Raw genomic sequence first — 21,589 nt, forward strand, 5'->3', positions numbered from 1 at the left:
CAACAAGCTCAAACACTTCAGGGCCGTCGCCACCCGCTACGACAAGCGAGACGACAATTTCCTCGCCTCGATCCAACTCGCATCAATCCGCATCTGGCTGCGAAGTTATGAGTCGGTCACCTAGGGCACGCTGTGGGACGAAGCGCGGCCGACCGGCGATCTTCTCTTCTTCGACGAGCTGCCAACCCTCCAAGCGCAGTTGGTCGTTGAACTCCTGGACGAGCTTAAGGGCACCATTCCGGTCGGGCCTCACGACGGGGTGGAGCAGCCGACCGACAGCAGATTTCTTCGGCGTATGTGTTCCAATTCGACGCTGTCCACCAACCCGGCCGATTTGCATACCGCCTTCGACGCAACGCTCTTCGACGTGGCGTCATTTTGCTAGATGACGTCATTTGCAGCGGTCACATCGCGTGATTCCGGCTGTCGACCTGGTTCGGATCGGGCCGATAGAGTCGCAAGAAGTCACGCCAGAACCGGACCACCACCTCGAGCAGGCTCGCGACGGCCTGGTATCTCATCTCTGGCACCGCACCCTCGCCCCAATCGATCATCAGATAGCCAATTCCGAACATTCCGTGACCGCTGGTGCCGGTGCCCTTTACGAATGAAGTGCCGATGCCCACTCGGCTAAAGTGCTTGCTGCCATTAGCTATGTCCTGCAGTGGTCGAAACCAGACGCAGTGCTGGTCTATCCACGCCATGAATAGCGCCTTTTCGCGGCCGGCGATCCCCATCGTCGAGCGGGCGGCCGCGTCCTTGCTGAGCCAGTCTCCCCACACCCAGTCCGCCATGTGATTGGCGGTGATCGCGCAGTGAATCGCCTTTCGCGCTGAGTGCTGTTCGGCGCAGAAATCGTCGAAGTCCTGGACCAGCATGGCGTAGAAGTCCTGGGCGGTGACGACATTGAACATAGCTATGTGCTTCTTTTCTTTGTCTATCGGAACCAGCTAGCGGAGGGCGTTTCTCACGTCGTCCAGCGATGTCCGGGAGTAGTCGAGCGACCGGTATCGCGAGGTGGATTTCAGGACCGGGACGTGGCTAAGGCCGATCCTCGCCAGGTATCCCTTGACCTCGTTTATCGCGCCATCCGCGGAATTCGGCCCCAGAATGATCTTCGTCACCATTTTGGTGCGGTCGAAGGCGTAGGGCACGAAGGGCGTTCCGCGCTCATTAACTCGCAGCACGGCATCGTATTCGCTCTTGAGCCCAATCATGGCAAGGCGTGTCTTCCGCTCCGGCTTATATCCTGGAGTGCTTCGTCGTCAGCGCGCTCCACATCGTTGGTCCGGCGATGACCTCATTGGCGAATTCCCGGATGATCTCCCATTGTGCGGATTGGTCGCCGCGGACTGCCCCACCGATCTCGCTGACGGCATTGCTCAGCGTCTGCGCGTGACGGCCATCGGATCGCGAAACCTTGGCGGCAGGCGCCTGCCGGGGTATCTCACCCTCCCGACGAAGACGCGCTTCTCGACCGGTTGCAGGTCGTCACTGTCGGTCTTGAACATCTCCCTGGAGAAGCCGATCGCGCAGCCCTGGCCGTCCTTGGCGACTTGCTTCGCCTTGAGGTTTTCGAGGCTTAGCAGGATGCGATTGTCGAGATTTCCGTTGTTGTTGAGCCCATCAATGAGATTCGTGTCGAGCGTGAAGCCGACGATCCCGCCTTCGGCAATCAGCCCCCTGAGCTCGTCTGCATCGAACAACGGCATGCGCTTTCTCCCCGCCGAAATTAGGTCACAGGCGCGTGGGCCGGTGCCATGGCGTCGGCCGCCAGTTCGTCCTGGGCCCGAAGGCGCTGATGCGACGTTTCCTGGGCCTCGACGAAGAAGCTTTTGCCTGAGATTCCAGCGCGATCAAAGAACGCCTGATTTCGCTCGCGGGCATCGCTGAGAAGGGTGTCCCATGCGATGAGTTCAATCGAACCTTTGAAGCCGGAACGCGGTTGGTAGAAGCGCCCGCGACCGTCGGCCGTGCGATCCCATGAATAGGTCCAGTCGTCCATCTTGCCCACGATGTCAGCGACTATAAAGCAGTAGAAAACCGTGTCCTCCTTCAGCTTTATGGGGCGCCCCTTGACGTCCAGCTTCCCCCCTTCGAGCAGCCGGCGCACATAACGTTCGACCTGGTGTTGAGGGTTCTCGTCCGCCGCATAGCTGGTTCGACCCGGGCGTTTGAACTCAACGAGCAGCACGCGCGAGGGATCATCAGTTTGGCGTAGCCCGTGGACGTGATCGAAAATCAGGACATCCGGCCGCTCGTCGCTGGCGACGGCGTCAGAGAGATGCTGGAATTCCTCATCCGAGCTAAAATACTGGGCGAATGTCAGTCGCTCATCGATTATCCAGAGATCGTGCGACGCGGCCGGCACGACCTTCCTGGCGCCATCGGATAGGGTGTTGACCCGTAATGGGCAGATGAACGAGTGCAGGATGTCTTCGCGCTGATAACTGCTGTCACGCGTGTCGTCGCGGACCTTTTGTAGGAGGATCTCGATGAAATCGAGCACGACCTTTCGTCGGACGATGTACTCGGTGAGGCTTTTCTGCTCGGCTTCCTCAATGGCCTTACCGGCGGCTTCGATCGCGCTCGCGAACGAATTGACATCGACAGACGGCTCTTTCAATCGCTCCAGGACGGTCCGGATTTTCTCCGCCTGCCGCTGATCGCGCCGATAGCGCTCACGGGAGAGGTGCCCAAAGATCGCATCATCGTTTAGCTCGCCCGAAGGGAGCCTCTCTTGCAGTTCGTCGACGTCGCCGAAAGCTACAGATGGGTAGGATTCCGCAATCGCCTTAACCCGCGTTCGCTGGTCTTGACGCAGCGCCTGCAAGGGTTTCTCCAGAAACTTCTCAATATAAGGCGTGCAGACGTCGGTCACGATTTGATCGAGTACGGCGTCCTCGAACTGGAACTTCGTCCGCTCCTGATTGACGTTGTCGTCAAGAAACTTGCCGGCGAGAACGGCGTGAAAGACCCGATCCTCATTCGGGCCGAAATACTTCAGGCCCAGCTTGCCGTCGATCTTTTGGGAATGAACCGTTCTGTCGTGCGCTATGAAATGGACGAAGTGTGACCCCTGCAGATCCGCACTCGCAACCTTGTCGCACTCCATCAACGTGAGAGAGAGCGGCCCGTAATCAGCAGTGGGTATGCTTTGGATGGTCTCCCGGCGATGGATGATCGCGTTAATTTCATCGGGATAGTGCCGAGTTTCATCACCGCAGTGCACCGTGATGCGAGGCGAGCGCGACCCGATGAAAGTCGGCAAGAAATGCGACGTAAAATGCTGAAAAACATAAGCCGGTCGCCCCGGGAATTTGGCTCTATAGCCATTGTCCCGGAGGCCGTCGAATTCGACCATCACTCCGGTGTCAGTGGCGGCACCCTCAGGTTTGCTTTCTTCATAGTCCTGTATCTGGTCGGATTGCGACAGCACAAAGCGAAATTTCCGGCGCTTCGGATCACCCGTCTCGACCGACGTGCTGGATACGCTGATTGCCTCAAAACAGTCCAGCCACAAAAGACGCCCCACTCCCTTGCCGCCACGCGCAATCTTGTTGTCGGTATCGGTGGTCGTGAATGCATCGTAGTTTTTGCTATCGAGCCCCACGCCGTTGTCTTCGACTACAATCTTTGAGGGGGATTGTCTGCTCGCCATGGAGAGCGTGACAATGATTTTCCCTTGGGTTGCGACGTTTTCCTTGAATCGATCCTGGGTACTGTGGATCGAGTTACTGACCGCTTCGAAGAGTGGTTGCATGGCGTCAGCCGCGTTCGTCGGCTTGGGAAGCCGATCAATTCTTTTAATGAGATTTGTCTTCAATGAAGGCATGTATTCCCCCAAGCTGGATATAGCTTAGCTGCCGAGTAGTTGCGGGTCTATTGTCAAGCGTTTCCTTGTAAATTCGCCCCGCTCGGGTCATCTCCCGGGACGGCCGCGTGGGTAAAGAGATTGAGCGCAGCACGTTGGTACTGCGAATGCAGGCTACCGCAGCACCCCCGCCCAAGCCAACCTATCCGCCCGGCCCAAGTGCTGCGGTTTGGCAGAGCGAACGAAGGGCCAGTTTCGGGCGGCGACAACGGCGCTCCGAGCGGCACTGCACAACGGCGGCTATCTGCACAGCGGCCCCAAAACCGGCCAGTCTGCCCTCGGCCCCAAAGCGGCGGTTCGGAACGTCCGGTCATCGGACAGTGCTAGCGAGTGCAGCACGTTAAATGGCATACAGCTCACTTCACCGCCGACAGCCGAGAGCGAATTCCGCAACTGTTTCGAGAGATTTTTCGAGAGGGTTTACAGCCCAAGCGCTTCCAGGCTCCCGCGACTATTTTGTGTTGATAGACGCCTCGCTATGCGGGTCTTCCGGAAGTTGTGCGGATGCTTCTTGAGTTTGTTGAGCGGAATGAAACCATCTCGCCGCCCACGACGGCGGTTGTGACGGTCGTTTCGACTACAGCAGTCGCCATGGTTTTTGCTCCCGACGGGGAGGTTGCCGCGCAGCGCCCCCCCCCCGTCGGCTTGCCTTGACCGGGACCGATACGAGCCGACTGTCATCGTATGAAGATCCGTCTTGAACTCCGGGTATTCAGTGTTTTTCGGAGCTGTCCGGTCTTTCAGAACCTCAAGACGAAGCTGCCGCGCACGCCGTGGTCGTAGGCATCCTCGGCGAGCTGACCGGAATAGGCGATGCCGAGCTTGGCGTCAGTGCTGACAGCGATGTCGAGGCCCGCCTCCACCACCGCCGCGTCGCGCGCGATCGGCACGCCGGCGATGGTGAACGGCACGCCGCCGCTCAAGGCAAACGTCAGCTCCGGCGTCACATCGCCGAAAGCGTGCTGCCAGCCGAGCGTGCCGCGCGCGGTCATCACCATGCCGTTCGTTACGCCGAGCAGGGCCGAGCCGCGCAGGCCGAGTGTGGTGAAGGTCGCGTCCAGGGATTGACCGGCCGCGCCAAGCGCCGCGACGCCGCCCGTCTCGGTGAAGCCGCCGGTGCGGAGGTTGACATAGGCCACGCCGGCGAACGGCGCGAGCGCGGCACCGCCGAGCGGGATGGCATAGCCCACCTCGCCGAACACCTGCGTGGTGGCGGCGTCGTAATCCGCGGTCGCGAGCTCGGCAAAGCCTGGGAAGGTGACCGAACGCACGGTGTCGAGCTGGTGCCAGGTATAGGCAGCGCCCCCGCGCAGGCCCCACGGGCCTTGCTGGGTGCCGCCGTAGAGCGCGAGGTGGAGATTGTCGAGGGAGGCCGACGAGTTGCGGGCATCCACATCCAGCGAGGTCTGGGTGTAGCCGGCGGCAAGACCGAGCCGCCAGCTGTCGGCGAAGGTGACATCGAACCCGCTTATGAAGCCGCCGACGCTGCGGTCGAGCGTGGCGGCATTGCCGTCGCCGTCCAGCTGTCCCCAGGCGCCGATCACCTGCGCCCAGGCCGCGGACACGGGCTCATTGGGTGTCTGGGGCGGCGCCCTGTCCACCGGCCGCGCGCCGGCTGCCCCGTACCCAAGCGCGGCAGAGCTTTGCGACGTCGTAGGTGCAAAGGTGACGGTCGACACCTCAGGCCCGAGCGCCGCCAGCGGGCCGGGGATGTCACCGTAGGCCTGCCGCGCGCGCCCGAGCACCGCGTCGCGAAGGTAGCGCGACTCGTCGAGCATCACGCCTGCCGCACTCGCATGCACCTCGCCCGACAGCGCATCGAAGGCTTGCCGGGCGTCCGCGCCCGTGGCCTGATTGAAGACCGCTGTGCCGAGCGCGCTGTGGGTGCCGCTGACCTGCAGCGCATCGGCGACTGCTCGCTGGTTCGGCGTCCACGCCACCGAGCTGAACGGCAGCTGCGTCAGATCCAGGAAGACGTTGTTGGCGTCGAAGCTGAGCGTCGGATCGAGGAACAGGGAGTTGACCGTCGTCGACAGCGTCTCGGCCCCGCTCACGCCGCCGTCGGCGTGAAGAATGGTGTAGCTGGTATGGGGCCCATAGTCATCGGGCGTGGCCGCCACCTGCACGGTGCCGCCGAGCGTCGCTGTGCCGCTGACATTGGTGCGGTCGGCGGCAGTCGCCGAGACTTCGATCCGCTGGGTCGCCGCGGTCGAGAGCGCGAGATTACCCTGCACGTTGATCGTCCCGATCGAGTTGCCGGGCGCCAGCGTGCCGCCGTTGATCGTGGTCGCGGGCAGAGTGCCGGTGCCGCCGACGAGACCGCCAGCATCGACCGTGAGCAAGCTCGATGCGCCGATCGAGCCGTTCACGACCAGCGCACCGGCGCTGACGGTTGTGCTGCCAGTGTAGGTACTGACGCCGGTGAGGATGGTGGTGCCGGTGCCGTTCTGCTGCAGGGCGCCGCTGCCGGAGATGGCGCCGGCGAAGGTGACGTCGTCCGAGCGGTTGAAGGCCAGCACGCCATTGTTCAGCACATCGCCGATGATCGAGCCCGACGTGCCGCCGTCGCCAAGCTGCAGCACCCCCGCGCCGATGCTCGTGCCGCCGGTGTAGGTGTTGGTGCCCGTCAGGGTCAGACCGCCGTCGCCGGTCTTGGTGAGCGCGCCGGCACCGGAGATGACGCCGGAGGCGGTGAGATCGGCGGTGGTGCGCAAGGTGCCGCCCCCGGCGGCAAGCGTGATGGCGCGCGCCGTCGCGAACGCCGCCGTGTTCTCAAGCGTGCCGCCGTCGAAGGTGAGCCCGCCGGTCGCCGCGCCGAGATTGTTGTCGGCCGACACCGACAGCGTGCCGCCGTGGAGGACCGTGCCGCCGGTGTAGCTGTTGGCCGCCGCGAGCACGATGGTGCCGGCCCCGATCTTGACGATGCCGCCCGCGCCGGTGATCGGGGTGGCGAGGGTCGCGGTCGTCCGCGTGCCTTCGGCCCACAGCTGCGCCATGCCCGTTGGAGCCAGGGCTCCGCCGCTGCCGGCGACGAGCGTGTAGCCGTCAACGACGAATTCGAGGCTCTCGAAGGCCTGCGTGCCTTCGACCGTCACGGTGCCGGGCGTGCCGTGGAAAATCCCCTGCACCCCACCCCACAGCGTCGACATGCTGCCGTCCGCGTTCAGCCAGTTGGTGGCGGTCGCGGTCCAGGTGCCGCTGCCCCCGACCGGGTTCGAGCCGCCCTGCCAGAACTGCGTCTTGGTGGGATCGGCGTAGACCGTGAGGTTCACCTGCTGGGCGGTGGCGGTGTTGACCGCGGTCGTGAAATCGAGCGGCTGGCTTCCGAGCGCCAGTCCATTGTTGGTGAGGCTGCCGCCATACTCGATCAGGTGGTACACGCCCGTGCCAAAGCCAGTGGCGCCGGAGAGGTTGAGCGTGCCGTCGAGGGTCAGGTTACCGCCGACGTCGAACAGGGTGCCGCTTGGAGTGCCGAGCACGACATCGACGTTCGAGGTCGCGTTGAGCGCAAGGGCCCCCATGCTCAGCGTCGAACCGCTCGCGCCGGCGAGGATGCCGCCGTCCTGCACGGTCGCCGTGCCGCCGATGCTGCCGGAGCCGGTGAGCGTCGCGCCATTGGCGACGCTCACCGCGCCGGCGCCGATCGAGCCGTTCACGATGAGCGTCCCGGCGCTGACGGTCGTGCCGCCGGTATAGGTGCTGGTGCCGGTGAGGATGGTGGTGCCCGTGCCGTTCTGCCGCAAGGCGCCGCTACCGGAGATGGCGCCGGCGAAGGTGACGTCGTCCGAGCGGTTGAAGGCCAGCACGCCATTGTTCAGCACATCGCCGATGATCGAGCCCGACGTGCCGCCGTCGCCAAGCTGCAGCACCCCCGCGCCGATGCTCGTGCCGCCGGTGTAGGTGTTGGTGCCCGTCAGGGTCAGACCGCCGTCGCCGGTCTTGGTGAGCGCGCCGGCACCGGAGATGACGCCGGAGGCGGTGAGATCGGCGGTGGTGCGCAAGGTGCCGCCCCCGGCGGCAAGCGTGATGGCGCGCGCCGTCGCGAACGCCGCCGTGTTCTCAAGCGTGCCGCCGTCGAAGGTGAGCCCGCCCGCCGCCGCGCCGAGATTGTTGTCGGCCGACACCGACAGCGTGCCGCCGTGGAGGACCGTGCCGCCGGTGTAGCTGTTGGCCGCCGCGAGCACGATGGTGCCGGCCCCGATCTTGACGATGCCGCCCGCGCCGGTGATCGGGGTGGCGAGGGTCGCGGTCGTCCGCGTGCCTTCGGCCCACAGCTGCGCCATGCCCGTTGGAGCCAGGGCTCCGCCGCTGCCGGCGACGAGCGTGTAGCCGTCAACGACGAATTCGAGGCTCTCGAAGGCCTGCGTGCCTTCGACCGTCACGGTGCCGGGCGTGCCGTGGAAAATCCCCTGCACCCCACCCCACAGCGTCGACATGCTGCCGTCCGCGTTCAGCCAGTTGGTGGCGGTCGCGGTCCAGGTGCCGCTGCCCCCGACCGGGTTCGAGCCGCCCTGCCAGAACTGCGTCTTGGTGGGATCGGCGTAGACCGTGAGATTCACCTGCTGGGCGGTGGCGGTGTTGACCGCGGTCGTGAAATCGAGCGGCTGGCTTCCGAGCGCCAGTCCATTGTTGGTGAGGCTGCCGCCATACTCGATCAGGTGGTACACGCCCGTGCCAAAGCCAGTGGCGCCGGAGAGGTTGAGCGTGCCGTCGAGGGTCAGGTTACCGCCGACGTCGAACAGGGTGCCGCTTGGAGTGCCGAGCACGACATCGACGTTCGAGGTCGCGTTGAGCGCAAGGGCCCCCATGCTCAGCGTCGAACCGCTCGCGCCGGCGAGGATGCCGCCGTCCTGCACGGTCGCCGTGCCGCCGATGCTGCCGGAGCCGGTGAGCGTCGCGCCATTGGCGACGCTCACCGCGCCGGCGCCGATCGAGCCGTTCACGATGAGCGTCCCGGCGCTGACGGTCGTGCCGCCGGTATAGGTGCTGGTGCCGGTGAGGATGGTGGTGCCCGTGCCGTTCTGCCGCAAGGCGCCGCTACCGGAGATGGCGCCTGAGAAGGTGACGTCGTCCGAGCGGTCGAAGGCGAGCACGCCGTTGTTCAGCACATCGCCGAGGATCCAGCCCGACGTCCCCCCATTGCCGATCTGCAGCGTGCCCGCGCCGATGGTCGTGCCGCCGGTGTAGCTGTTGGCGCCCGTGAGGATGGTGGTGCCGGTGCCGTTCTGCTGCAGGGCGCCGCTGCCGGAGATGGCACCTGAGAAGGTGACGTCGTCCGAGCGGTCGAAGGCGAGCACGCCCTTGTTCAGCACATCGCCGAGGATCCAGCCCACGGTGCCCCCATTGCCGATCTGCAGCGTGCCCGAGTTGATGGTCGTGCCGCCGGTGTAGCTGTTGGTGCCGGTGAGCGTCAGCGTGCCGTCGCCCGCCTTGGTGAGCGCGCCGGCACCGGAGATGGCGCCGCTCACGGTCAGGTCGGCATCGGTCTGCAGCGTGCCGCCGCCGGCTTCCAGGGAGATGGTGCGCGCGGTGGTGAAATTGGAGCCGTTCTCGAGCACGCCGCCGTTGAAACTCAACCCACCGGAGGTGTCGCCGAGATTGGCGTCGGAGGAGACCGACAGCGTGCCCGCGCTGATCGTCCAGGGGGTTACGGCGTCCGTCGTGCCCGTCAGCGTCCAGATGCCGCTCCCCGTCTTCTCGAAATTCTCGAAACCCTGATATTGCTGGGTCGCACCGATCGAACTGACCGCGAAGATCCCATAAGCGGTCCCGCCCAGCGCCAGTGTGTCGTCGGTTCCGCCATTGGCGTTCACATTGCCCTGGATGTCGGAGCCTGGACGCAGTTCCAGCCGGTTGCCGCTACCTGCGAAAGTGATGGCGTCAGCGTGGTAGCTGGGGAGAACCGCGCTCGTGCCGCCGATGATCGTGCCGCTGTTGATCACGGTGCCACTACTCACCGACACGCTGGTGCCACCGACGACGTCGCCGCCACCGCCGGTGATCGTGCCGGAATTGATCAGGGTGGCGCCGTTGCCGAGCGAGACTCCGGCGCCGCCGGCGCCGGGCCGGCCGCTACCGGCATATCCATAGGCGCCCTGGCCACCGCCCCCGCCGAGGGCGCCGGCCCCGCCGGTGATGGAACCGCTATTGGTCAGAGTGGCGCCAGTGCCCGAGAAGACGACGCCGGTCCCGCCGGTGCCGCCGCTGCCGCCGCTGCCGCCGTCGTGGACGCCGTAGCCGCCGGTGCCGCCGCCGGCGCCGGCGCCGCCGTTGATGGAACCGCTGTTGCTCAGGCTGGCGCCAGTGCCGGAGAGCGAGACGCCGGTGCCGCCCCCGCCGCCATTGCCGCCGCTGCCGCCGTCGTTGGCGTCGCTGCCGCCGGTCCCGCCCGTGCCGCCGCTACCGCCGGTGATCGTGCCGCTATTGGTCAAGGTGGCGCCAGTGCCGGAGAGCAGGACGCCGTCGGCGCCCCCGCCGCCGGCGCCGCCAGGAGTGCCGGTGAGGCCCTGGCGGTCGATGCCGCCGTTGCCGGCGTCGCCTCCGGTACCGCCATTGCCACCGGCGATCGTGCGGTTATTGGTAAGGGTGGCGCCAGTGCCGGAGAGCGAGACACCGGTGCCGCCGCTGCCACCGCCGGCGCCGTTGCCACCGTTGCCGCCGAAGATGCCGTAGCCGCCATTGCCACCGCTGATATAACCGCCATTGGTGATCGTGGCGCCGGTAGACGAGTAGACGCCGACCCCGCCGCTTCCGCTACTGGCGCTGGTATCCGTGTTGGCGGAGCCGCCGGTGCCGCCGGTGCCGCCCGTAATAGTCGAGGAGGCGCCGATCCCCACCTGGCTGCTTCCGGTGAGCATGAGGCCGATGCCGCCGGTGCCGCCTCCGCCGCCGTAACCGGAAGTGACTCCCGCGCCGTCACCGCCGTTGCCGCCGTTGCCACCGGTGATGTTGACGTTGATCTGCCCGAGGTAACCCGAACCCGTGACGACCGCGCCGAAGCCGCCGGCGCCGCCGCCGCCGCCGCCACCCTTGTGATAAAAGACAGCGCCGCTGCCCTCGCCACCATTGCCGCCATTGCCGCCGGTCGCGTCGCTGCCCGGCAGCGTGCTGCCATAAAAGCCGTGCGCCCCGCCTCCTCCTCCTCCGCCGCCCGCACCGCCACTGCCGTCGCCGCCATTGCCGCCGGTACCGCCACCGGTGGAGCCCGGAAGACCGCCGGCGCCGGGGCTGCCGTCGGTGCCGTCGTAGGCGCCGGTGCCGCCGTAGCCGCCGCTGACCCCGGCGCCGCCGCCACCGCCGCCGGCACCGCCGTAGCCGTTGTTGGCGTAGGTGGAGCCGTTTCCGCCGGCGCCTGTCGCGCTGTCGGTCCCCCCGGGGGCGCCGGGGTTGCCGTCGCTGCTGGCACCGCCGGTGCCGCCATCGGCAAAGACCGGCGTCGCCGGCACGATGAGGAGAGTCCCCACCAAAGCGACGGCGACCAGCGCCGTCGTGCCGATGAGCGCCCGCCTCAGCCGGCGCGCGCGGCCGGAAGGGTCGGGCGAGAGTTTTACGAACCGCGCCTGGCGAACGGCGATGTCAATTCGCCCCTGCGCGGGGGCGATCGGAGCACTCGACCGATCCAAGTGAGGCTTGGGGCGCGATGCCACCGCTATACCACCCGCACGCCGCGCAGATTTCGCTTGGCATCGGTCCAGAAGGCGTCGTTCTCGACACGACGGACCAGATCGGGCGGCAGGATGGTCTGTCGCTCGACATGTTGCACTTTGGCGGCGACGCGGTGCAGGCCCGGCGTGCCGAGCCGCGCGTCCAACTCCTCTTCCGCGTAGTCGACGTGATCGAAGTCATGGGCGAACGGCGGTTGGCCGATGAAATCGTAGACCGCCGCCATCGCCTTGGCCGGCGTACGCGTCAGCGTCTCGTAGGTCAGCAGCATGAACCGGTCCGCCTGCTCCCCGTAATAGGCTTCCTTGAGCGCGTTATAGGCGAAGCCGACCATGCCATTCATTCCGAGCAGCCCATCCACCCGGTTGTAGACCGTGCCGCCGGGCTCGAAGTTGAAGATCTTGGACGGCTCGAACTTGTTGCGCCGGACCAGCCGCTCCAGGCTGTCGAGCACCCAGTGTATGTCGCGCACGCAGGCGATCACCTTCGCGTCCGGGAACAGCGCCGCCAGGGCCGGCAGCTTGCTGCACCACAGGCGATTGGTGTCGAACACCAGCTTTTCCGCCTGGATGTCCCGGTAATAATTCTCGAACAGGCCGGCGAGGATGGCCTCGCGCTGCGCCTCCGTGATGAACAGGGCGAACTCGTTCTCCTGGCTCATCTGCCTGAGCAGGGCGGTGAACAGCGCGCCGACCGGACTGCTCATCGCGGCATGGACGCCCGGATTCTGGCGCAGAATGCCCGCCAGCAGCGTCGAGCCCGCCCGCGGCAGGCCGGAGATGAAATGGATGCCGTGCTGCATGCCTCCTCGCGTGCCGTTTGCTTCCACTTAGCCCGGGTCGCGGCTCAGGCGTGAACGGCAAGCGGCAATACAGCGCTCGGCCTCGACGCGGACGCTCTTGACCCTTCCGCCTCGACCACGAATTGCTTCGATTTGCACCATTCCAGCCCCAAGAAAACAACCTGCCCTCAGTCCGGCACCAGACAAATTCGCGCGTAGCGCGCCATGCCGTGACATGCAGGTCCGTGTGCACCCAAGTATGGGATGATGCGATGCGATCGCCGGGATAGGCCATTACCCGAAGGAGTAAGAGAGGAAATGTCGCGCTCGCCCGCGAGGTCGTCGCGCTCTGCGCGGCGGAAGCCGTGATGGTCCACCCGCCTATGCCGGACACCATATCGAAAACAACGGTGCCCCCTTCATGCAGCGCGGTTATCGCGGCAGCGGTTTAGTCCTTTGGCGCGTAGTGGTCGCCCAAACTCCCGTTCACGCTGGCGGATGCCCGCCCCAGACTTTCTCGCCGATCCGCCACAAGGGCGGCATGCGCGCGAAAGGCGGGACGGTATGCGCCATCACGGCGATGGCAAGGCGCCCATCGGCGCCGATCTTGGCGTGGATCGCCTTCACATGCGCCTTGATCGTCTCGATACCGACATCGAGGATCGTCGCGATATCCTCGTTTGACTTACCCCTGGCGATCCAGGACGCCACTTCGAGCTGGCGCGGGGTGAGCTCGGGAAAGGCGATGCGCAGCCGGTCGGTGGGTGTCATCGAGGCGAGCGTGCGGTCGCAGGCCTGCCGGTAGCTGCGCAGAACGTGCGGCCGGTAGGCTTCCAATAAATCCCGCTGCCGGTCGCTGAACGTGGCGCGCCCGATCACGCGGTGCCCGGAGATGGTCAGCACATAGTCCCCGCTCTGCATGACGATCGACATGATGCGCCGGGCCATGGATGGCAGGAACACCTCGCGCGCGATCGGCAGGGTCGCGAACTCCTCCTCGCCGAAGAAGTCCGATTCACGTAGCGCCCGCTCACCGAAGAAGGCCGGATGGCAGCGCCAGAAATCGTGGCTGTGCATGTGGCGGGCGAAGGCGGCCATCGCCTCGGCACGCCGCGAAGGATCGTCCTCGACCGACAGGAGGGAACGGAACTCGCCGCTCACATGGTGGAACTCAGAATAGGTCACGACATCGGCGTCAATCAGGCGGCCAACGCCGGCGAACAGGATTTCCGGCAGGCCGATCAGATCAGCTTCCGCCTCGTAGAGCTTGATGATCTCGCCCGGGAGATTCGCCTCGTCCGCTTCACTCTTCCGAGTAATGGCCTGATCCACCAGCCGCATTGCATCATCATCCCATCGGAACGCCTACCGGTCCGCATGCTACGGCAAGTCCGGAGCAGGCGCGAAATTTTTGTGTCTTCCGGCGGGACGGGAACGCCGATCGATTGCTTGGGGTGAAAACGGTGAAAATCGGAACAAATCGCCGGAATTGTGAAGCCAACAATTCCGGGAGCAACCCCAACATCTTCCTCGCCAGCGCCCGATCTTGACGCACGATTCTATCGATCGAGCAGCTTCGAGATGAGGTTCGGCTACGCCGCCGATTTCGGAGACTCCTATCTCGGCCGGACCGCCAGCGGGCGGTTGGCCTACCACTTCTGACCAAAACGGATGGAGATGCAGATGATGTTCACCCGCCTGCTGATAGGGGCCGGATTGCTTGCAGGGACGATCCTGCCGGCCTCGGCGCTGCCAGCCCTTCCCCTGCCGGATCGCCCGGCGGCCTATCTTCCGGTTGCGGATGGATGCGGTCTCGGCGCGTGGCGCGGCCCATGGGGGCATTGCCGCGATACTCCCTATAGCGGCCCGCTGCCGGGAGGCGGCGTCGCCGTGCCTCCGGCGGCCTATGGCGGCTATTACGGCAATGGCTGCCCTCCCGGCTTCTGGCGTGGCCCGTGGGGCAACTGCCGCGACACGCCCTATCACGGGCGCCTGCCGGACGGCTCGTGGCAGTGAGCCCGCTTCCCCTCATGTGGATCAGGAACCAGAAAATGCCCAAGCTCATGTTCGCGCTGCTGCTTGCCGGCGCCGGCCTTGCCTGCCTGCCCGCCGCGCACGCCCAAGAGACGCCGCCCGCGCCGGCCCCCCAGATCGTCGAGCTCTATACCCGCGAGGACGCCCAGGCGGTGCTGGATGCCCGCGTCATCGCGCTCAAGACCGTGATCGGTCTCACCCCCGAGCAGGCGGCGCTGTGGGAGCCGGTGGAGGCGGCGATCCGCACGATCGCCAAGGACGCCGCCGCCCGGAAGGCGGAGCGGGCTAAAATGCCGGCGCCGAAGGATTTCGTCGAGCTGATGGAGCGCACCGCCGACGCGGAAGCCCTGCGGGCGCAGGAGCTGAAGACGCTGGCCGCCGCGCTCAAGCCTCTCATCGCTTCATTGAGCGAGGAGCAGAAGCGTCGCATCCCGACCTTCCTCGGCTTGCAGGAGAATTCACTAGGCCTGCCGCAGCCGACAGCCGAACTCTGGCTGTTCGAGGAAGAGCAATAGAGCTTCGGCGCGACAATGCCATGGGCGACCGCAGCGACGCCTCTGATGACCACTGCGGAGACCCATGGCCCACGGCCGTGCGATAGGCCAGGGGCGGCCGGGGAGATCCGGGTCGGCCATGATCTCTGAGACCGGCCCCTCGGTGAGGCGTAGCGACACCGGCTGATCGGCACAGCCATGGAACGCCACCAGCCGGTGCAGGGAGACTGCGAGATCCGGCATGGTCGTGATGATGGAGCAGTGGCGTCCGTCGGACCGCCCTCCACTATTCCCGCCTTGCCGTCGCGCTGGGCAAGGGATTGATCGAACTTGTAGACCGCGTCGGGCTGGAAAAGGTGGTCGTGGCCGGTGGGTGTTCATTTCCGTCGAGATTTGACCCTGGATTCCCACTGAGAACTGACCCGGGCTGATGGCCGCCACCGGTCAGATTACGCTCACATTCCGTGCTCTCCGCTGGCGAGAGGCAATGAGAACATGGACCAATTCTCGATGGAAAAATTCCCGCTTAAAGGGTCAAATCTCGATGGAATTCAACACCAAGGATCTCTCTGGCCCTCTCGGTGCTGTGGAATCGGTATCCGCGTGGCAGATTGTAGCCAAGGGTGTTGATTTCACTCGACTTTCGCCACACAGCGAGCATTGCTTTGCATGCAAGGAAGCGAAGGAACGGTATATGGCCATTCTGAACGTCGAGGGGCTCTCGCTCGAAATCATCTACGCGGCATTCGATGATGGCGATCTGCACTATGCGATCAGCCTGCAATGGAACGGCCAGTCCATCCTGAATCCCGACCTTCTAAAGCAGGAGGCTTTCGAGCCGGGGCATCCACCGGGCTGGGTTTCTGCAGTGGATGGACCGATCTGCAAGCTGTTGCCACTGCTGCGACGCGCGCTGGAGGAGAACAAGGCCGATTACTGGGAAACCACCGACATGAGCGTAATTTTGGCGGTGTATCCGGATGACCTTTTCCCGTTCCTGCCAAGCCACCTCATTCGAATCCCGCGCGATAACGAAGATCAAAAGGCACGAGAACAAACACCGCCCGAGCCCGAGCAGGACTTTTTCGAACTGCTTGTTTTCGTGGATGCCTTCAACCTCAAGGGAATGGCTTATCCCTCCGGCATCGGCGCCGGGATCCGGCTGTCCCCGACACGCGCTGATCTGAGGGCATTCTACGAGACCCTCAGATCAGAATATGCAATCTTCTACGAGAAAAATAAGCGCTCTACACTGCCTCTCTACTACAAGCAGCCTGGAATACCGCTGCCATTTTAGCGCCATGTCCAGGCAGATTTATCTGCCTGGACATACGTTTATTTGGAGTCTGCACACGCTAAATGGCGAGCATCAGAAGCTTCTCGACCGCCTCGCTCGAATACACCGAGACAATCGCAAGTTGGCAGACGCCTATGCCCCAGTGCCAATCGACGAGTTGCGGGCGCTTACCTGGGTCGAGCCAGCCGATACCACCGCCTGACGGCTTGGCAGCCGTGTTGCCGCATTATGGAGCGAGGACAGCGCGGTTATTGTGAGCCACCCTGCCAAACAGTTCGCAAGGAAACTAAGCGCCCGCGTTTATGAGGCTTTCGGCCAAGGCATGCCCTCGCCAAACTGATGATAGGTCTTCTCGAACTCGGCGAAGGAACGATAGCCTCCACGCTGAAGCAAGGGCTTCATTGCGCTGTTAACGACCCGATAGGTTTCCTTATCCATTGCCCCCGAGAAAGACGGGGGCCGAAGTTCATCGGCCCGACCGCACTGAACAGCGACAAGCGCACGGAGGTCTCCGAGCCGAGCCATCATCAGTGTCATCAGATCGACCTCGCAATGATCGATGATCTGCCATCTTTTCGGCAGCCGTACATCCCAGAACACCCAAAGGTCCCCGATAGAAGCGCGATCGAATTCGCTGTCTTTCCGTTCTCGCAGATCCAGAGCCAAGCGCGCGAATAGGGCATCTCTCTCGGCGCGGCAGTAAACGAAGTACGGCACATCCCTCTCATCGTAGGGTCCACGGATGTGCCAGTGCCGAGTGCCGCTTTCGATGAGAACGTCGTCCGGATGCGGCCAGGGATCGACGGGATCGACGCCACTTTTCGCAGCCGCCGCCCATTTGCCAGCCTGCTGCTCCTTCAAGGAGCAGATGTACTGGAAAACACGTTGCTTCTGTTCCTGGTCGGCTTGCTCGCGCTGCCCGTCTCGCAGCTCCAACTCTCGCCACAGTTTCAAAGCTTCACGCTGCGCACGGACGTCACCCTTTGCGGCGTTATTCGTCAATGATCGGCAAACCACTTCATACATGGCGAGGTCTACAGACCCACTGCCATCGTTCACGCGCACGCGGCGCTCGCGTTCTTTGCGTAGCGCATCGTCCAGTAAGCTAGGGCTGGCCGTATCCGCACTGGTAATGGGCTTTTGCTTGCGCGGGCGACCGCGAGGATTACCGGATTGCCCCTTCTGGAAACGAGTCCAGCTCGGAGGCTTCTTATAGCCCAGCGGTTTGTCGTCCCAATCAGTGCTCATTGGAGACCGCTCCTGTTGTCACCAAAGCCGTGCCAAGTAGCATTTCCTCATGCTCTTCGAAGCCGACGCCGCTGGAACCGTGGCGTGCCTGCTTACCGGTGACCTGCTGCCAGCGTCTTACGATCGTGTCGCAATAGAGCGGGTCGTATTCGATCAGCCGGGCGTGCCGTCCGGTCTTCTCAGCGGCAATCAATGTCGAGCCCGATCCGCCGAAGCCATCCAGCACGATCTCACCGCGCCGCGAGCAATCCCGAATGGCGTCGGCAATCATTGCCACCGGTTTCACGGTGGGATGCATGGCGAGTTCCTCACCGCGTGCCTTACCAGGGCTGGTGATCCCCGGATAATCCCAAACATTGGTCCGATGCCGACCGGTTCCGCCCAGCTCAAAGCTATTGGTGTGAGGCCCCTCCCCATTCTTGAACACGAAAATGAGCTCGTGCTTTGAGCGGTAGAAGCTACCCATGCCTCCGTTAGCCTTGTTCCACACCACCAAGTTCTTGAACTCGGTGAAGCATTCGCGGCCTGCCGCCAGCATCTCCCCCATATGCCGCCAATCCATGCACACGAAGGCGACGGCGCCATCCCGCATTACGGACGCCATGTTGCCGAGCGTCGCGGTGAGGAAGTCCGTAAATGCATCTGCGCTCATCTCGCCGCTGGCAAACGCGAACTCACGATGCCGCACACTGCCGAGCCCGCAGACATTGCCATCTATCTTCACGTTGTAGGGTGGATCCGTAAAAACGAGATCGGCGCGCTCATCGCCCATCAGTGCAGCGAAAGTCTCCGGCTTCTGGGTATCGCCGCAGATCAGCCGGTGACGCCCCAAATGCCAGACGTCACCCAACGCACTAACCGCCGTTCCGCCCACTACCGGAACGTCGTCTTCGGCCGCGTCCCTGCCATCAGGCTTGGCGTCGCGCGCCTCGTCAAGCACCAGGTCTATTTCGGCAAGGCTGAAGCCGGTCAGTTCGACGTCGAACTGCAAGTCGATCAGTCCCTGCAACTCGATAGCAAGCAAGTCGCGGTCCCAGCCGGCGTTAAGCGCGAGCTTATTGTCGGCCAGCACGTAGGCCTGCAGTTCGGCCGTGCTGAGATGGGAGAGCGTCAGCGTTGGCACACTGGTCAGCCCAAGCAACCGAGCGGCCTCGACACGCCCGTGCCCGGCAACAATCTGCCCCTCGTCGCTCACGAGCACCGGATTGACGAAGCCGAAGCGCTCAATGCTCGCAGCGATCTGGCGGATCTGCTTCTTCGAATGGGTACGCGCGTTGCGCGCATAGGGTTTTAGCGAAGTGATAGGGCGTTCCATGAGCGCGGCAGACGCGCGGGACGACGATCGGGACAAGAGGATTCTCCGTGAAAATCTGAGGTCATGTTTAAGCTTACGAAGGTTCTGCTCATGACTGATTTCCTTGCTGTTGGAGGCTCTTACGACCAGGCAGCGGCCTGCGGCGACCGTCTCGACCCGTCATATACTATGAGAACAAAACAAGTTCGCGCAACTCCAATTGCGGTAAATAATTACCGACTCATTACCGAATACCGGGGAGAAGTTCCGGGAATGACGTTTCCTGCGTCCAACGGAAAATAGGGATTTCCAGCGCTTGGACCTGCACAATTCCCTGTTCTGCCGAAACCAATTCCCTGTTGATTGGCCGCCGAATTGATACTCACGAGCTTCTTTAGGGCGGGCCAAACGTCAGAAAACCCCGCGATATTATCGGCTTGCCGCCGGCACTGTCGGCACATGGCAGGCCGAGATGCCTGCTTTGCGGATGGAAACAGGGATTTACAGGCAGAGAGCAGTTCGCAGGTGACTACACCCTCCGCCATTTCAGTCCCAAACTGGGAATGCCGAGTGCCTCGCCTGTGCTGGGTTTTCCCACGAGCGTAGACTACCGAGCGCGGGCCCGAATCTGTCCCATATCGCCTTCGACCCGTTGCGCGAACACAGGCGGCGTGTCCGCCTGCCCATCCACCGCCCCGGCTCGGATGCGGTGACGATCGACCTGGCGCCCGGCTCGATATCCCGCGTGACGGCTCTGCTTCATGCGCGCTCCCACATGAAGCAGACATACTCAGTGTCGGACCGGGTCATCCGGACGGGGTTACATCGCCATTTGTACCGCGGCCGGAGCGCGATACTCTCGCCGCCATGGATCTGATCCGCATCCTCCTGGTCGACGACCATCCGATCGTGCGCGAGGGGTACCGCCGGCTGCTCGGGCGTCAGCCCGGCTTTTCCGTCGTGGCCGAGGCCAATGACGGGGAAGCGGCGCTGGCGGCCTTTGCCGAGCACGCGCCCGACGTCGTGCTGATGGACCTCTCCATGCCGGGAGGCGGCGGCTTTGCCGCGGTCGAGGCCATGCTGGCGCGCGATTCGAAGGCCCGCATCATCGTCGTGTCGATGCATCAGGGGGCGATCTTCGCGCGCAAGGCCATGGCCGCCGGCGCGCGCGGCTTCGTTTCCAAGAGCAGCCCTCCGGACGAACTGGTGCGGGCCATCACCACCGTGATGTCGGGGCGGCGCGTGCTCTCGGACGACATGGCGCAGGAATTCGCCCGCACCTCGCTGGAACACGACGACGTCGCCGGCCTGACGCCGCGCGAGCGCGATATCCTGCTGCTGCTGGCGCGCGGCATGAGCGGGCGATCCATCGCCAGCAGCCTCGGCCTCTCCTCCAAGACGGTGCAGAACAACCTGTCGCTGATCCGGGCCAAGCTCGGCGCCTCCGGCGACGCCGAACTGGTGCTCAAGGCGCAGCGCGCCGGCTTCGTCGACGCGCTGTGATGCGCAGGCTGCTCCCCCAGTTGGTCCTGCGGGTGTTGGCGGCCGGGTTCCTGACCGTATTGGTCGCCGCCGGCTGGGTGCTGTGGGACACGGCGAGCGCCGCCCGGCTGGATGCGCAGACCACCGCCACCCGCGTCGCCGACGCCATCGCCGCGCGGCCGAGCTTCGAGGGCCTCGCCTTTGGCGGCGTGGCGCCGACGCCGGTCTTCCGCGACTGGCAGGAATTTCCCGCCTGGAGCCTGATCGCGCCCGGCATCTGTGTCGAGCTCGGACCGCGCGGCCAGCCGATACAGCGGCGCTGCGGCCCTTATCTGGCGGCCCCTACGCCGCCGGACTGGTTCGTGTGGCTGGCGCAGCATCTCGGCCTCGTGCCCCAGCCGATCGCCGTGCCGGTGCGCACGCGCTACGTCACCGATGCCTATGTGACCGCCATCGCCGATCCCGGCGTCATCGTCACCCGCGCCTGGGCCCGCACCGGCGACCTGATGCGCGTGGCGGTGGGGATGGCGATCGGCGGGGCCATCCTCACCGGCCTGCTCGTCATCCGCCTGCTGGCGCCGTTCCGCATCATACTGCGCGGCATCGAGCGTCTACAGCGCGGCGATTTCGCCACCCGCCTGCCGCGCCTGCACGTCGCCGAGTTCGACCGGCTGAGCGCGGCGCTGAACGACACGGCGGCGACGCTGCAAGAGGCGCAGGCCATGCGCACCGAGCTGACGCGGCGCCTGTTCACGGTGCAGGAGAGCGAGCGCCGGGCGCTGGCCCGCGAACTGCACGACGAGTTCGGCCAGTGCCTGACCGCGACCCGCGCCCTCGCCGCGGCGATTTCCCAATCGGGCGAATCCACCGCGCAGGACGGCGCGCGGATCGCGGAAATATCGGGCCAGATGATGGACAGCCTGCGCGCCGAGCTCTCCCAGCTGCGCCCGCCGGACCTTGACGATCTCGGGCTCCGCCCGGCGCTGGAGCGGCTGGTCGCCGACTGGCGCAACCGCTTGCCGGCGGTCCGTTTTGCGCTGGCGCTGCGCGGCGATGTCGATGCCGTGCCGGACGAGCTCGCGCTCAGCCTCTACCGCATCGCCCAGGAATGCCTAACCAACGCCATCCGGCATGGCGCGCCGAAGACGGTCTCGCTGGAAATCGAGGTTGCCGAGGATATCGTCCTCACCGCCACTGACGACGGCTCGGCGCGACGCGACATCCCGGTCGGCGACGGCTACGGCCTGCTCGGCATTCGCGAGCGGGTGGATGCGCTCGGCGGCAGCTTCTCGCTGGAGCCGGCCGAGGGCGGCATGCGCGCCACCGCCCGGTTGCCGCGCTGAACGCAGCGATCTTCCCGGGCGATCTTCCCGGGTGGGCCGGGAAAGCCTCTCTAGCGCGCCTCCCGTCGCCGGGCGCATCC

15 protein-coding genes and 1 pseudogene are annotated in these 21,589 nt (G+C 64.7%); 6 read left to right on the forward strand and 10 right to left on the reverse strand.

Going from position 1 to position 21,589, the window contains the following annotated elements; genetic code table 11:
- A pseudogene (locus tag ACO2RV_RS15120) lies at positions 1 to 124 on the forward strand (IS5/IS1182 family transposase); the annotation flags it as partial.
- On the opposite strand, the gene ACO2RV_RS15125 reads toward ACO2RV_RS15120, so the two are convergent.
- The 8 genes from ACO2RV_RS15125 to ACO2RV_RS15160 form a co-directional block, all read right to left on the reverse strand.
- Entirely contained in the window at positions 83 to 340 is a 258-nt protein-coding gene (locus ACO2RV_RS15125; RefSeq protein WP_423294397.1) for a hypothetical protein, read from the reverse strand. The pseudogene ACO2RV_RS15120 and the gene ACO2RV_RS15125 overlap by 42 nt on opposite strands.
- A gap of 64 nt (positions 341 to 404) precedes the next feature.
- The gene (locus ACO2RV_RS15130; protein ID WP_423294399.1) at positions 405 to 914 is read right to left on the reverse strand and encodes a hypothetical protein; all 510 of its coding nucleotides are present in this window, start codon (positions 912 to 914) and stop codon (positions 405 to 407) included.
- Positions 915 to 950: 36 nt separating this feature from the next.
- Positions 951 to 1,217, reverse strand: a complete 267-nt coding sequence (locus tag ACO2RV_RS15135) for a hypothetical protein (protein WP_423294401.1) — start codon at positions 1,215 to 1,217, stop codon at positions 951 to 953.
- A gap of 165 nt (positions 1,218 to 1,382) precedes the next feature.
- Positions 1,383 to 1,712: a hypothetical protein gene (locus ACO2RV_RS15140; protein WP_423294403.1), complete on the reverse strand. Its 330-nt coding sequence runs from the start codon at positions 1,710 to 1,712 to the stop codon at positions 1,383 to 1,385.
- Between the two features lie 20 nt (positions 1,713 to 1,732).
- The gene (locus tag ACO2RV_RS15145) at positions 1,733 to 3,826 is read right to left on the reverse strand and encodes an ATP-binding protein (protein WP_423294405.1); all 2,094 of its coding nucleotides are present in this window, start codon (positions 3,824 to 3,826) and stop codon (positions 1,733 to 1,735) included.
- 788 nt (positions 3,827 to 4,614) lie between these two features.
- Entirely contained in the window at positions 4,615 to 11,496 is a 6,882-nt protein-coding gene (locus tag ACO2RV_RS15150) for an autotransporter domain-containing protein (protein ID WP_423294407.1), read from the reverse strand.
- Between the two features lie 26 nt (positions 11,497 to 11,522).
- A complete protein-coding gene (locus tag ACO2RV_RS15155) occupies positions 11,523 to 12,338 on the reverse strand; it encodes a sulfotransferase family protein (protein WP_423294409.1) in 816 nt (271 codons plus the stop codon).
- Between the two features lie 465 nt (positions 12,339 to 12,803).
- Positions 12,804 to 13,658: a helix-turn-helix transcriptional regulator gene (locus tag ACO2RV_RS15160; protein ID WP_423294411.1), complete on the reverse strand. Its 855-nt coding sequence runs from the start codon at positions 13,656 to 13,658 to the stop codon at positions 12,804 to 12,806.
- Between the two features lie 336 nt (positions 13,659 to 13,994).
- On the opposite strand from ACO2RV_RS15160, the gene ACO2RV_RS15165 reads away from it, so the two are divergent.
- From ACO2RV_RS15165 to ACO2RV_RS15175, 3 genes are all read left to right on the forward strand, one after another.
- On the forward strand, positions 13,995 to 14,333 hold the full coding sequence (locus tag ACO2RV_RS15165) for a GCG_CRPN prefix-to-repeats domain-containing protein (protein ID WP_423294413.1): 339 nt from the start codon (positions 13,995 to 13,997) through the stop codon (positions 14,331 to 14,333).
- 35 nt (positions 14,334 to 14,368) lie between these two features.
- A complete protein-coding gene (locus ACO2RV_RS15170) occupies positions 14,369 to 14,866 on the forward strand; it encodes a Spy/CpxP family protein refolding chaperone (RefSeq protein ID WP_423294415.1) in 498 nt (165 codons plus the stop codon).
- Between the two features lie 523 nt (positions 14,867 to 15,389).
- Positions 15,390 to 16,142, forward strand: a complete 753-nt coding sequence (locus tag ACO2RV_RS15175) for a hypothetical protein (protein ID WP_423294417.1) — start codon at positions 15,390 to 15,392, stop codon at positions 16,140 to 16,142.
- A gap of 300 nt (positions 16,143 to 16,442) precedes the next feature.
- Here the strand turns inward: ACO2RV_RS15175 and ACO2RV_RS15180 are convergent, their stop codons facing one another.
- A complete protein-coding gene (locus tag ACO2RV_RS15180; protein WP_423294419.1) occupies positions 16,443 to 17,390 on the reverse strand; it encodes a DUF5681 domain-containing protein in 948 nt (315 codons plus the stop codon).
- Positions 17,380 to 18,705 carry a site-specific DNA-methyltransferase gene (locus tag ACO2RV_RS15185; RefSeq protein ID WP_423294676.1) on the reverse strand — a complete coding sequence of 442 codons (1,326 nt, stop codon included), beginning with the start codon at positions 18,703 to 18,705 and terminating at the stop codon, positions 17,380 to 17,382. The genes ACO2RV_RS15180 and ACO2RV_RS15185 overlap by 11 nt, the downstream gene beginning before the upstream one ends.
- Before the next feature lie 846 nt (positions 18,706 to 19,551).
- On the opposite strand from ACO2RV_RS15185, the gene ACO2RV_RS15190 reads away from it, so the two are divergent.
- Positions 19,552 to 20,187, forward strand: a complete 636-nt coding sequence (locus ACO2RV_RS15190; RefSeq protein WP_423294421.1) for a response regulator — start codon at positions 19,552 to 19,554, stop codon at positions 20,185 to 20,187.
- Positions 20,187 to 21,509 carry a histidine kinase gene (locus ACO2RV_RS15195; protein WP_423294423.1) on the forward strand — a complete coding sequence of 441 codons (1,323 nt, stop codon included), beginning with the start codon at positions 20,187 to 20,189 and terminating at the stop codon, positions 21,507 to 21,509. Before ACO2RV_RS15190 ends, ACO2RV_RS15195 begins: the two co-directional genes overlap by 1 nt.
- Positions 21,510 to 21,589 lie beyond the last annotated feature (80 nt).

This window comes from Ancylobacter sp. VNQ12 (assembly GCF_049445835.1).
GTDB lineage: Bacteria > Pseudomonadota > Alphaproteobacteria > Rhizobiales > Xanthobacteraceae > Ancylobacter.